At 54.7% G+C, this 13,319-nt stretch carries 12 protein-coding genes; 3 read left to right on the top strand and 9 right to left on the bottom strand.

All coding sequences use genetic code 11. The annotated features are described in order from the left end of the window. Nucleotides 1-356: 356 nt before the first annotated feature. From mdcH to mdcA, 8 genes are read right to left on the bottom strand one after another with little or no spacing between them, the layout of a single operon-like run. A complete protein-coding gene (gene mdcH / locus XX99_RS24470) occupies nt 357-1,334 on the bottom strand; it encodes a malonate decarboxylase subunit epsilon (protein WP_311732207.1) in 978 nt (325 codons plus the stop codon). After that, nucleotides 1,276-1,917 carry a malonate decarboxylase holo-ACP synthase gene (locus XX99_RS24475; RefSeq protein ID WP_050062041.1) on the bottom strand — a complete coding sequence of 214 codons (642 nt, stop codon included), beginning with the start codon at nt 1,915-1,917 and terminating at the stop codon, nt 1,276-1,278. The genes mdcH and XX99_RS24475 overlap by 59 nt, the downstream gene beginning before the upstream one ends. A 9-nt stretch (nt 1,918-1,926) precedes the next feature. Further along, a complete protein-coding gene (locus XX99_RS24480) occupies nt 1,927-2,874 on the bottom strand; it encodes an AEC family transporter (RefSeq protein WP_050062042.1) in 948 nt (315 codons plus the stop codon). Between the two features lie 12 nt (nt 2,875-2,886). Then, complete coding sequence (gene mdcE / locus XX99_RS24485) at nt 2,887-3,720, bottom strand: biotin-independent malonate decarboxylase subunit gamma (RefSeq protein WP_050062043.1); 834 nt, start codon at nt 3,718-3,720, stop codon at nt 2,887-2,889. Then, nucleotides 3,717-4,586 carry a biotin-independent malonate decarboxylase subunit beta gene (locus XX99_RS24490; protein WP_050062044.1) on the bottom strand — a complete coding sequence of 290 codons (870 nt, stop codon included), beginning with the start codon at nt 4,584-4,586 and terminating at the stop codon, nt 3,717-3,719. The genes mdcE and XX99_RS24490 overlap by 4 nt, the downstream gene beginning before the upstream one ends. After that, complete coding sequence (locus XX99_RS24495) at nt 4,583-4,879, bottom strand: malonate decarboxylase subunit delta (protein ID WP_050062045.1); 297 nt, start codon at nt 4,877-4,879, stop codon at nt 4,583-4,585. The genes XX99_RS24490 and XX99_RS24495 overlap by 4 nt, the downstream gene beginning before the upstream one ends. Further along, entirely contained in the window at nt 4,866-5,831 is a 966-nt protein-coding gene (locus XX99_RS24500) for a triphosphoribosyl-dephospho-CoA synthase (protein WP_231581598.1), read from the bottom strand. Before XX99_RS24500 ends, XX99_RS24495 begins: the two co-directional genes overlap by 14 nt. Then, nucleotides 5,783-7,438, bottom strand: a complete 1,656-nt coding sequence (gene mdcA / locus XX99_RS24505; protein ID WP_050062047.1) for a malonate decarboxylase subunit alpha — start codon at nt 7,436-7,438, stop codon at nt 5,783-5,785. The genes XX99_RS24500 and mdcA overlap by 49 nt, the downstream gene beginning before the upstream one ends. Before the next feature lie 94 nt (nt 7,439-7,532). Between mdcA and XX99_RS28750 the strand changes: the two genes are divergently transcribed. The 3 genes from XX99_RS28750 (at nt 7,533) to XX99_RS24515 (ending at nt 10,344) form a co-directional block, all read left to right on the top strand. Next, nucleotides 7,533-7,664, top strand: coding sequence for a LysR family transcriptional regulator (locus tag XX99_RS28750; protein ID WP_375782539.1), 132 nt, complete (start codon nt 7,533-7,535; stop codon nt 7,662-7,664). Nucleotides 7,665-7,994: 330 nt separating this feature from the next. Continuing rightward, on the top strand, nt 7,995-8,885 hold the full coding sequence (locus XX99_RS24510; protein ID WP_050062048.1) for a LysR family transcriptional regulator: 891 nt from the start codon (nt 7,995-7,997) through the stop codon (nt 8,883-8,885). Nucleotides 8,886-9,654: 769 nt separating this feature from the next. Continuing rightward, entirely contained in the window at nt 9,655-10,344 is a 690-nt protein-coding gene (locus tag XX99_RS24515; RefSeq protein WP_231581599.1) for an alpha/beta hydrolase, read from the top strand. A gap of 296 nt (nt 10,345-10,640) precedes the next feature. On the opposite strand, the gene XX99_RS24520 is transcribed toward XX99_RS24515, so the two are convergent. Beyond that, nucleotides 10,641-13,310 (bottom strand): glycoside hydrolase family 3 C-terminal domain-containing protein, encoded by a 2,670-nt coding sequence (locus XX99_RS24520; protein WP_082125993.1) that lies wholly within the window; start codon nt 13,308-13,310, stop codon nt 10,641-10,643. Between the last annotated feature and the right edge of the window lie 9 nt (nt 13,311-13,319).

A 13,319-nucleotide genomic window follows, 5' to 3' on the forward strand; every position in this document is an offset into this window, starting at 1 on the left:
TTGGGGATCAACGACTCCTTTGCCGCAAGCTACTAGCGACTGCACACAGTCTAAGCGGCCTTCGTTTCTCCAGATGCATGTTTTTCTGCGGGACGCAAAAAAACGAGACCTCAGCTATCAAAATGGATGAGATCGTCCCTCCAACGCTTAAGATATTTGACTTTGCCGGGCAAGAGAGAATGAGAAAAATGTATTAGCTCAAATCGACAGTAAGGCGTAACAGGAGGCAATGGATCATGGAAGACAAAGGTTGTGGAGGTCACGCAAGGCTCTTCCCGCCACGAACTGGATATTCTGCCCTTTATGATGGATCGCTATTCCAAGGCCGGAGATAGCCAAGCCCTTCACATCAGACCTTAGACCGCGGCGAGTCGCAGAACGTGTCTGAAAAGATCTGTTGTGACCACAGAAGCGGTAACGCCGGGAACATTTTCTCTCGCGAGTTCAGTTAAAGTGTGGCCTGGCGGCATTTCAAGGAAGAGATTGCAGCCTAATTCCTTCGCGACGATTGTCGCATCGTGCCAGCGAACTCCATGGGCAATATTGTCGGCCAGGTCCGTTGCTATTGCCGGCGCGGAGCGCAAAGCGCGTGCATTCACATTCGCGATGTAGGGACACTTCGGAGCTTTTAGCTGCATAGAATTTAGCTGGAGTCGCAGTGAGTCAGCAACAGATGAAAGCAGAGAACAATGCGACGGCACTGAAACGTGCAGAAGCTCAACCTTTCTGGCACCACGGCGGCTCGCCTGTTCTAAAACCTTCTGCATCCCTTCTATAGACCCCGCAACTATGATCTGCTTCGGTGCGTTGATATTTCCTACAAATACTGGATTTGCGGCTGTGTGTACTGAATCGACGATAGCCGTAACCTGTCGCTCGTTAAGGCCGACAATGGCAGCCAATCCGAAGCCGACTGGATATAGCTTTTCCATTTTCTCCGCGCGGGAACGAACCAGGATGACAGCATCGTTCAATGTGATCGCCTCGGCAACGACGGCCGCTGCAAAGGCGCCCACAGATAAACCTGCGACTGCACAACACGCCGCACCTTGTCGTTGCAAAGCTCTGGCCGTAGCGACTCCGGAAGCTAGAAGAGCTAATTGAACCGATACTGTGGAGTTCAATGCCGCAGGCGAATCCAACAGGCGAACATCGGATTTCAATACGTCGCTAACCTCGTCGAGTGTCTGTTGGACAGCAGGATCATCGACGAGTTCATGAAGCATTCCAGGTTTCTGTGACCCTTGTCCTGGAAACAAAAATGCAGTATCCACGTTAGCAACTTTCGCCGTTCGACAAATCCCAGGGATCGGAGCCGAGAACGCGTCCGTCACTGGTGCGAAGCAGCATCTTACGAGGCGAAGCTGTCACGAATTCCTGTAAAGAAAAACCGCAGAACGGCGTCTCTATCAAAGCATCGACCTTTCCCGGAGCACTGCTGATTATGCGCCACAAATTCTGAGCTTCTGTAATCTCTAGTTTTTTAGGCGCGAAGAGAATGAGGTCCAGATCACTGCCCTCGCGGACAGCCGGTATTCCAGATGCCAGTTCAAAACCTACGCTCCCGCCCGGACCCCAGTTCTCATCCAATCCTGCTAGGCGGCATTCGAGATAGGCTAAAGTTTGGAACGCCAGGAGTGTCCGGCGTGAATCCGCAGCGAGCAGCAGCCGCAACTCATCCGGCCGCCGAGTCTCTAACACTTCACTCCACCTTGTGAATCCTGCGCAGCGTTCGTTTCGTTCCGATCCACGCATCCCCACCGGGAGCAAGCCATCTGAGATGCGTTCTCTCCGTACAACTACCCACGGGCGCTGATTGGGATTGAGGTACGCGCACGCTGGCTCCCCTTCAGGAAAGGTGACCGCAGGCTCTGTTCTCAGAAGAATAAGATCGTGGACGTGCAGCGCGCCGGCCATTGGATTTCCTCACAAATACCTTGTCAGTACGAGCATCCAGCCAGCCATAGAAAATGCCCCTACGCAATATGAAGCAATCAGTGCTGAACTGCCGGTTTCAGGAGTTGCATTGAAACTCTTCCCGAAAACGAGACCGAAGAACCCACCCGGTATCGCGCTGATCAGCGTGATGTCACGGATTTCTGCATGACTCATATGAAAGAGCTCAGTAATGCCAAGAGCAAACAGGGGCTGAATCAGCACGATCGCGGCGGTTGCCCAGGCGACTTTCTTATCAAAGCGAAATGTCTGGGAGGAGACAACGAGTCCGGTAAGAATCAAAGCCGACCCTGAAGCTGCGCTCGCAAGAATCGTTAACGACCGATCAATATAAGATGGCAGATGCAAACCGAAGTAAACACCGACCAAAGCCAACACAGGTGCCCAGACTACAGGACGAGTGAATGCGCGAAGAAATTTGATCGCCACCGCTCGAAGAGAAACGCCGTTGCCATCGGACAGTTTGTCGGCCTCAAGCAGCGCGACCGTTAAGGGGGAGATAGTGATGGATCCGACTGCGATTGAGAGAGCAGCTGTGACGCTTGAACGGGGCCCGTACGCGGTGGTCAGCAATGGCAAAGCGACGGCCGCAGAATTCGGAAAGCCTACTGTCAGTGCAAGTACGGAAGCATCGGAGATGGACATCTTCAAACTTTTTCTTGCCCAGATATAGCTGGCCGCATACGAGGCTACAAAGACCACACCGATCATTGCTGCGGATTCCGACTGCTCTCGAAGGACCGGCCAGGATGTCCTACTGATCGTGGAAAACAGAGCACATGGGATGGCGAAGTCCATCACAAGAACAATTAGATTTCGAACATTCAGGTTGTCCATGACTCCGCGCCGGCCTGCTATATATCCGAGCAGCAGACCGACGAAGATCGGGAGCAATGCATCCAGAAGAATCAGAGTCACTTTTTCTGCCTCTTACTCGTTGAACCACTGTGCTTCGAGAGCAGCTCGCACTGCAAGGGTGCCTTTCCGCATTGTTATGGCAGCGTCTGACTCCCACCTGTTACTCAGATCGAGCTTGCCTTTCCGGGAATCCGCAATCGCTTGCTGGATTGAGTTTCTCACCTCGGCTACTTCATTCGAAGTCGGATGCTGTGGATCGTCAGCGTGCAACAGTTTGAATAGGAGACCGAGTTTCGCATAGTCCCGGACGTCATACGACATCGGGGCGATCTCGTGTCCCAGTTTTTCGAGCTCCGCGACGGGCCTTCTCGTAATTCTGGCTGCCGCATCTTTATGCATGGCATGAATCACTATGCCAGCATCATCGAATGCCAGAATGCGATTGGCCTGGTAGCCGTGCGTGAGAAATCCCCCACTGAAGGCTTGGCCGGCTATCAACGAAATAACGGGATGTCCCGCCATCCTTGCCGATGCGTATGCATCTGCCGCCACAGCCGCTGCGAAGAAGATACCGGCGGTCTCCTCACGGCGCCCATAAGCCTGACTCTTGACGTCAACGATGGCGATGATGGGACGCTTCGCTTCTCGAGGTTTATCGCGATCTTCCGCGATAGCCGTTCGCACGTGGGTTGCAAGAGTGAATGCTTCTTCGAGTCCAACCTGCCCATCGCGGACACAAGGAAAGCGGCTGCTCTTATCCGGTACAACACAAAGGAAAAGGGACTGCTGATTTTCAATAGTCGCGGTGGTGGCCAGCACAGAGTTCGGATCACCACCATTCGGAGTGTCACTTCCAGTCAAGGCTTTGAACCATGCTCTGCCGCGTAATCCAATTTGTTCATTCATCGCACACCTCCTTGTGGGTCTGCCCACTGTCGCCGCAATGTCGCAAGATCTATCTGGCTGGACGTATCAAGCGCGGCTATACGAGCACGATAAAGCTCCACTTGCTCACTCCGATGCTTTTCCGGCACGCCTTTGTGAACGCAATCACGCACCGCTGCAGCTATCTTGCCGGCATCATCTTCGACGAGGACATCGGCGAGTCCCATGCCGACGCGTTGTTCTCCGCCATGAATTGCCCAAATGAGCGCTCGATCAGAAGCATCAAACTCGTCGATGCCGGACTCCTGCTCAATCACCTCGGGACCGTTCAATCCAAGGCGCGCCTCGCGCGTCATGATCGTGTAGCTGGATAAGCCGGCTACAAGAGACATTCCCCCGAAACACCCGACGGTGCCTGCAACGATTGTGATCACCGGGGCATGCGGACGAAGGGCGAGAGCTGAAGAGATAATCTCGGCAACAGCCGCCAAACCGAGATTCGCTTCCTGAAGGCGCACACCGCCTGTTTCGAGCAGAAGAATTGCAGCTGTCGGTTTTCCTGCCTCAGAATCCTCCGTTGCAAGATCCAGGGCGGCGGTCATCTTGGCGCCGGATACCTCGCCCACGCTGCCACCCTGGAAGGCTCCTTCAAACGCAATGGCGACTGCTGAAAGACCGCCGATTTTCCCCTTGATCACAATGCAGCCATCATCAGACTGTGGAGCGATGCCCTGTTTCGCAAGCCATGGAGACTCGATGCGATCGAAGGGCCCGACAAGCTCCTTTGAAGTACTTTCATCGAAGAGGCTCTGAGCACGGGCACGCGCGTCCAGTTCGATAAAGCTTTTGCGGTTGACAAAATCGGGAATGAGAGTTGGCGCGTTCATTGCTCAATCACCTCCACTGCCTGTTCGAGACGAAGTAACACACTTCCGGGTGTTGCGCCGGCATCGTTAATGTCGATACGGACCGCGCCGTCGAACTTCGAGAAGAAACGATCGAAGACCGCCTTCCACGCATCGCCGAAGCCATTGACGCTGGTCGTTATGAAGACCTGGGCTCCCTCCTCACGGTTCGGTTCGAGAAGGACCTCCATATCACCCGAGCCCACGACACCCACGTGCGCTCTCTTGGTGATGAGGCGTTTTGCCTCGGGGTAGTTGAACTCAATTTTTTCCATTGTTTTCCTCCACTAGACTGTTGTCCTTTTCCACTCCTTCAAGCCCGCGTTCGAGAGCATCCAGAAAAAGTGTGGCAGCGAGAAGATCCGCGCTGCCGCCGGGAGAGATGTGCAGACTGACAAACTCCTGTCCGAGTGCGATCAATGCTGCATTTCCCTTTATGCTGCCCGGGCCGCCAACCCTGATCACACGAGTGGCACCCTCGCACACAATCTTTTGCGCCTCAGGTCCCCCTCGATAGAGAACGCAGGTGTCATCGAGATGCGACATGATGGCAAGCAGAGCCGCGAGCCGACTATCCTGCTCTGTTCGGCCGCTTTTGCGAGCTGACTTCAGCGCCGGAAGGCCAATTTTGATGACGTGCGGAAAATTCACATAGGCTTCGCCTCGAGCTCCGGTAGCCCCATATCGTTCAAGAACCACGTCGCCGTGAGATACTGCCAGCGGTCTCGCACGATCGGGCAAACGCGCTAGATATCCGGCAGCTTCAGCTACAAATTCCGGATCGGATCCTTCGCTCAGACTTGCAGCGCAAACCAGTAGTCCTAGAACCCAGATGGCGCCTTTGTGCGCATTGCTGCCTGAAGTGGCGCGAAGCATCGCCCCTTCGGCTTCCCTACCAATATTCGCTACGGTTGCGCGCAGACTGGCATTCATCTGAGCTTCTGTGGATGTCAAAGCCATTTGCGTAAAGTATGGGGCAATCGCGTTGGCAGATCTTCGCATTAAATCGAACGACAGATCCGAATGAGATCCTGAGCTGCGACCATCGACGAGACCAGGTTTAGGTGTGAGCTCCGCTTCAGCAATCAACGATTGCAGGGCGAGTTCCGCAAGCCATTCAGACCGGTGCAAAGCGTTGAGTTGCAGCGAGGATTTCGTGATTATGTTTGACCGTGCCATTACCAGCTCCTGAACTTGGCCGGCGGCTGATAAAGGCCACCAGACCATGCAACCAGATCTTCCATGCTCCGCGCGGCAAGCAGAGATCGCTTGGCCTGGAGACGCTGGACTCCAATATCCTCTGGAAATGCGACGACGCCGCGACGGCGAAGTTCGGCCGTCTCATTGGCCTTTGCCTTGAGACCGACAGGACTGATACCTGCTACTGCAGCCAAAGCCCGGCGGCGCTCTTCAACGCCTTCGGTTTTGTACAGATAAGCAATGCCCTCTTCCGTCACGACGTGGCTAACATCCTGGCCATAGATCATGACCGGTGCGATCGGCATGCCGGCCCTCCTGCCAACTTCAACTGCATCCAGAGTTTCGACAAATGCCGGCTCACCACCTTTGGCAAAGGTTTCAATCGTCTGAACCACCAGTTTGCGTCCCGGCAGAGTTGGGTCTGCATTGGTCTTGAGATCGAGCCAAGCCGGCGATGAGTGGCGGCGTCCATGCGGGTCATGTCCCATATTCGGCGCTCCTCCGAAGCCCGCAAGGCGTCCGGTCGTTACCGTCGAGGAATTGGCATCCCCATCCATCTGAAGCGTGGCTCCAATAAATGCATCGACGGCATACTGTCCTGCAAGCTGGCAGAGAACGCGATTAGAGCGCAGGCTGCCATCCCGGCCGGTAAAGAAGATGTCGGGGCGAGCACGGATGTACTCATCCATACCGATTTCGCTTCCGAACGAGTGAACGCTCTCAACCCATCCGCTCTCGATCGCCGGAATCAATGTGGGGTGCGGGTTCAGTGCAAAATGTTTGCAGATTTTCCCGCGCAGCCCAAGAGACTCTCCATAGGTAGGGAGAAGAAGTTCAATAGCGGCTGTGTCGAAACCAATTCCGTGATTGAGTGACTGGACCTGATGTTTCTCATAGACGCCACGGATAACCATCATCCCCGTCAAAATCTGAAGATCGTTGATGTGGCGCGGATCGCGCGTAAAAAGAGGTTCGACCGCGTATGGCTTGTCGGCCTCGACAACGATATCGATCCAGGAACCGGGGATGTCGACCCTTGGCAATGTATCGACGATTTTGTTGACCTGCACGACCACGATGGCGTCGTGGAAGGCAGCAGCCTCGACAATGACCGGGGTGTCTTCAGTGTTAGGACCTGTGAAGAGATTACCCTCATGGTCTGCCTGCTCAGCGCACACCAGAACAACATTAGGAACCAGATCCACCAGAAGTCGAGCGTATAGCTCGACATAGGTGTGAATGGCGCCGATCTCCAGTACGCCGTCTTCGAGCAGTTGCGCTACACGGAGGCTTTGCGGGCCGGCGAAGGAAAAGTCGATCTTCTTCGCGATCCCAAGCTCGAAAAGCGTGAGTTGCTCGGGGCGGCTGATGCTGGAGATGATGAGATGAAGATCGTGAATCTTTTTGGCATCGACCTTCACGAGGGAACGCGAGAGGAAGTCGGCCTGCTTCTGATTGTCTCCTTCCATCACAAGACGATCGCCGCTGGCGATGATGGATTCGAGCGCCTCAACCGTCTTCCCAGCCGGGAGGATAGGCCCGGTCATCCATGGCCGCACGATCTGCATCCGGCGCGCCTTCTCGTCCCGGCGCGTTGTCCAAGAGGTCCGTCGCTGCTGTGTCTGTTCCTTCATTCCATACGCTCCTTCTGTCCTTCCATAACTGATTAGAGCTTTCTCCTAGGGATTAGGTTCGTTGTATGTTTAATCATTATGATTAACTCTGCTTATGAAGGGGCCTTATGGAGCTACGCCTATCCGCACATTTCTCTCTGTCGCAGAAACGCTTCACTTCGGCCGCAGTGCAAAGCTGCTTTACCTCAGCCAGCCCGCGTCGAGTCAGATCAAGTTTTTCGAATAGGAACTGGAAATAAATCTTCAGCATTTGAGCTTGTATAACGTCACGCCGGTCAGGGTCTAACGTCGCTTTCGTCCCTGCTGGTTGTCATGTAGCCCGCTGCCGCGTCAGTGTTTCGTCATGCATTCACTTCTCCACTCCAGCACACATTTATTCGAGTCTTGTTCTGGTGAGGAGGATCGTTGTATGTTGTTATCGTCGTGATTAGCGAGCACAATCAGGCGCGCCATCGAGCGCGACGAAACAGTGCGAATGACTTGATACTGACGCATCATTTACGACGGATGAGGTGTTTTTATTAATCGTGATAACGTCAGCTAATCAGGAGGCAGCATGGAATTCCGTCACATCCGCTCGTTCTTGTCCGTCGCTGAAACTCTTCATTTCGGTCGAAGCGCTCGGCTCCTTAACTTGAGCCAGCCTGCGCTGAGCCTTCAAGTCAAAGCGCTTGAGGACGAATTGGGGATCCAACTCCTAAGTCGAAACCGGCAGGGTACGGTGCTTACGGAGGCGGGGCAGGCGTTTCGGGAAGACGCGGCGATCGCTCTGGAAAGGCTTGAATTTGCCAAGAGGAAAGCTCAGTGGACGTCAGCGGGAAAACTCGGCCATATTCGCATCGGTTTTATATCAACTGCCGGTTTTGAGATCGTCCCGAACTTGATGCGGCGCTTTCGGAAGAGCTACCCAGATGTCGAGTTTTCGATAAGAAACATTTTGACAGAAACCCAACTGGAAATGATCGGCGATGGTTTGTTAGACGTAGGATTTCTTCGCCTTCCAATTGAAAATCGCAAAGAGATCGAGGTGACAACGGTTCATCGGGAACCATTCGTCGCGATCTTGCCTTCATGGCACCCACTTTCGGCAATGAAAGAGATTCGTCTGCGCGAGCTCAAAGAGAGTCCATTTGTCATGTATGCGCGGGAGTACGCTCCTGGATTCCATGATCTTTTGATTGGAATTCTGAGCAACGCTGGAGTCGTCCCTAAGGTAGTGCAAACGGCAGGAGAGATGCCTACACTCATCTCTCTCGTTGATGCCGGGGTAGGCGTCTCGATTGTGCCAGCATCCGTTGCAAAAAAAATCGTCTCCAAGGCGACCGTATGCTCGATCGCTGATCGACTACCGGAGTCCGAAACTGGCTTAGCCCTCGCACGCCATCACACTGCAGCGGTCGTTCGCCGATTTTGTGAATTCGCTCGCACATCACTGAATAAGTGGTAAGCCGAGAGACTCATCGATTACATCGGCCAGTGACTGCGTTTTTCTCACGGCTCTATGAGGCGACTGTCCTTGACTCGACTCCTAGGACCGAATTCCTTTCACTTGCAATTCGACTGCCTTACCAGTTGAGCAGAATTGCCGGCGGCATTAACGAGTCATCCTCAACAGGGCTTTGCCAATCTAAAAATTTTATTTGCGCCAATCCAGTTCGGCGAACTGTTTGGTATCCGTGATTAGTCGCCCCTATCACGACCATAAGAACAAACAACGATCACAAATCACCTGTGAAGCGTCCAACGTAGCGTGAGGCACAAAATTGGTGTTCTCTTTGGAAACTGATCGCGCGATCGGATCATTCGTGGCGGCCGGTTCACACCACCTATTGCGTTCGCCTGATCACCTCCCATGGCATCCTTGCGGCATGGCTTCGAAAAGCCGGAGATGTACAGGTGAGACGGCTTTGAAGCCCGCAGCAATGGATCTGTGAACTGCCCTCAAAGAATCAACAACCGAGATGGGAGCTTATGGCAAGTGAAGAAGCTTGACTCAAAGGAAAATGAGCTCCGCAACGTATAAGGCGTGAGAGGCAACCGCTAGACGAAACCCGCACCAGCAATGACGACGGAGCTTGGTTTTTGAAACGCATCGCAGAACTCAACAAAAAAGGAATTGGGAGCTAAGTATGTTCAATCGGTTCACTGTATTTTCCATAACGTTATGTGCTGCCTCCCTGTCGAGCGCACCAAACTTACAAGCTCAGAAGTCCGAAGTGAAAAATATCGTTCTGGTTCACGGCGCCTGGGCGGACGGTTCGGGCTGGAGGGGCGTTTACGACATTCTTGTCAAAGATGGCTTCGACGTCAGCATCGTCCAAGAGCCAGAGACATCCTTTCAGGATGATGTAACTGCCGTGAAGCGTATCCTCGCGCTGCAGGACGGACCAAGCATCCTTGTCGCGCACAGCTATGGGGGAGCCGTAATCACAGAAGCGGGCACCGGGCCATCGGTTGCCGGAGTCGTGTATGTTGCAGCGCACATGCCGGATGCCGGCGAGAACGAAGCCGACGACGGCAAACGCTTCCCGAGTGACCTCAGCAAGTCTGGTGCGATAAAGAAGACAGCAGATGGTTTCACGTACCTCGATCCCGCCCATTTTCATGAGTATTTCGCAGCCGATCTTTCTGTGGAGCAGGCCGCCTTCATGGCGCGGTCCCAGGTCCTCAACGCTGCGGACAATTTCAAAGCCGTCATCACCACGCCTGCATGGAGAGAAAAGCCGAGCTGGATGATCGTCGCCGGGGCGGATCGAACGATCAACCCCGACCTCGAACGGTTTTATGCCAAGCGAGCTCATAGCCACACGGTCGAAGTCCCAGACGCCAGCCACTCAGTCTATGTCTCGCATCCAAAGGAAGTCGCAGATGTAATTGAGAGTGCTGCACACGCAGTCTCGAAGTAACTCGGACTCCGCAAGGAGTTCCCACACCTGGAGGGACAAAGACCGATTTCATAAGGGTCATCAGGGAGAAGAGGGTGAAACAGAAGAAAGTCGAAAGGAGTTTACATTTACCAAACACTCCGATCGATAGCAATCGCGGGCATTAAGAGCCAGATTTCCGATCGTGCTGCTTACGGGCTCCTGGAGATGCTTGCGAAAATCAAGTTTCGGATTGTGGGTTGTGTAAGCATCGACAGTTGTGCGGCCGCGGGAATGGTGTGTCCATTCCCGCAGCGAACTTAATTTCGACGCCCCAGCTATTCCGGCAAGCCATACTGGCCCTCAATGTGGAAGTGACCACTCACGCTAGGCGCTGCGGTATCGGGCTGCCCACCACCGATGCTTAACGTGTAATCACCCTGAGCAATGATCGGATTGCCATTCTCCGTCACCATGCCTAGATCACGCGGCGTCAATTCAAAATGAACTTTCTGGTTTGCGCCTGGTTCGAGGTGAATGCGTCGAAATCCACGAAGAGCGATGCGGGGCGCGCCCTTTTCTTCAGGAAATTTGAGATAGAGCTGCACCACTTCAGCTCCTGCGACGTTGCCGGCGTTGGTGACGGTCACGTCAGCACCGAGTGGCTGTCCTGCCGCCACCGACTGCGCCGAAACCGTGATGTCGCTGTAGCTGAATTTGGTGTAGCTAAGCCCGTATCCGAATGCATAAAGCGGCTTGCCATCGAAGTATCGATAGGTCCTGTTGGCCATTCCGTAATCTTCGAAGTTGGGCAGCTGATCCACACCCTTATAAAAGGTGACCGGCAATCTGCCCGAGGGATTATTTTTCCCACTGAGAGTTTCGGCCACAGCTGCGCCGCCTTCCTCGCCGGGATACCATGCATCAAGCACGGCGTTCGCATGCTCATTGATCCAGTTAATAGATAAAGCGCTGCCGTTCAGGAGTACGACGGCGAGGGGCTTGCCCGTCGCGGCGACAGCTTCCACCAGATCTTCTTCCGGTTGAGGCAGATCGATACTGGTGCGATCACCTCCAAGGAAGCCAGGTTCGCTGACTGGCATCTCTTCCCCCTCAAGCTGGCTGGTGATTCCGACGACCGCGACGACAGCATCGGCATCCTTCGCTGCGGCGATCGCTTCGGGTGAGACCTCGTTGTGAACTTTGGCCCAGATCAGCTCCGCGTGGACCTTCCCGTTCTGCGTGCCATAGTGGATCTCGATAGCAGCCTTGCGGCCTTTCTCCAGATGAGCACGGCCGACTACCGGCACAATCTCACTGCCGCCTCCGTACATCATCGCGACTTGCTTGCCGTCCACCGTCAGTCTCGCGAAACCCTGGGAGCGGACGCCGAGAAGGAAGTCGCCCGACTCAGTGGGCGTGAGAAACCCCGTCCATTGCACGTTGAAGCTCTTCTTCCCTGCAACTTCCCTGGGAAGATCCTTCTCCGTCAGCATGACGTTCGTCTCCGTCCGAGTGACGAAGGGCTTCTTTTTCTCCTCCGGATTCATCCGTCCTTCGCTGTACTCCGCTTTCAAACCAGCGTGGCCTTCCGCGGTGGTGAGTAGCGCATCCGGTACCGGCGTTCCTTCAGGCCGGAGGAACTGCGTGCCAGGAACAAAGGTGATGCTGGCATTCGGAAACTCGGCCTTAAGACCCTCGACGATCGAAACGATGTGCGTGGGCTGGCCGGCGTAGTTTCCGATGAGCGGCCGCGTCTGATCGGCGAGCGGACCGACGACGGCGATTTTCTGAATTCCGGATTTCAGAGGGAGCAGGCCGTCATTCTTGAGCAACACCATGGACTCGTTCGCCAGCTTGCGCGCATGTATGCGATGCTCTGCGCTGTCCAGCTCCTTCTCATCGATCTTCGTGTAGGGGACCATCTCAGGTGGATCGAACATGCCAAGCTTGATGCGCGCCGTGAACAGCCGAATCAAAGCCGTATCGAGAACGCTCTCAGGCAGGTATCCCTGTTGAACGGCGTCGACATACGCTTTTTCAACCGGCTCACCGAAACGAGAGGTGAAGGTGACGCACTCGTTGTCCATGCCGCGCATGACAGAGATGGCAGCCCCTTGCGCTTGTGTCGCCCGATAGCGATGATTGGCGGCAACGTCGCGAACGGCGTCACAATCCGACACCACGTATCCCTGGAATCCCCATTTGCCGCGAAGCTGGTCTTGCAACAGATATTGATTGGCACAAGCCGGCTCACCATTGATGGCGTTATATGCACACATCACTGATCCCGCTTTGCCTTCTACAACAGCAGCGCGGAAGGCGGGCTCGTAAGTGTCTACCTCATCGTGCTTGCTGACATCCACGTCCGCGAAATGGCGCGTTGGTTCTGGTCCGCTGTGCACTGCATAGTGTTTGGGGGTTGCGATGGCGAGATAATATTTCGGGTCATTGCCCTGCAATCCAGTCACGTAAGCGACGCCCATGCGCGCCGTGAGGAACGGGTCTTCGCCATAGGTCTCCTGCCCGCGGCCCCACCGGGGATCGCGGAAGATATTCAGATTGGGCGACCAGAAATCCAGGCCGCCCATAATGCCGGTGTGACCTTCGCGTAGATTTTGCACGTGCTTGATGCGACCTTCAACGCCGATCTGCGCAGCCATGGTGTGAATGCCCTCGGGGTCGAATGTGGCAGCGAGTCCAACGGGCTCGGGATACTCGGTGACGCCTTCATTGATCACTCCGTGAAGGGCCTCGCTCCACCATTGATAAGCAGGAACCTTGAGACGCGGAACCGCGGCAGAGTTGTTCTGCATCTGCGTGGCTTTTTCCTCGAGAGTCATCCGGCGCACCAGATCTGTCGCGCGCACCTGGGGCGGAAGCTGAGGATTCATGTAGGGAGCGTTCTGCGAATCCTGAGCGCCTGCAGTCCGAAGGCTCAGACCGAGTAGGATTATTGCCGCAAAAGTTGCGGGCCGTTCAACATACTGCCACACGAATCTTTTCATCTTGGTCTC

This window comes from Silvibacterium bohemicum, from assembly GCF_001006305.1.
In the GTDB taxonomy this organism is placed as follows: domain Bacteria; phylum Acidobacteriota; class Terriglobia; order Terriglobales; family Acidobacteriaceae; genus Silvibacterium; species Silvibacterium bohemicum.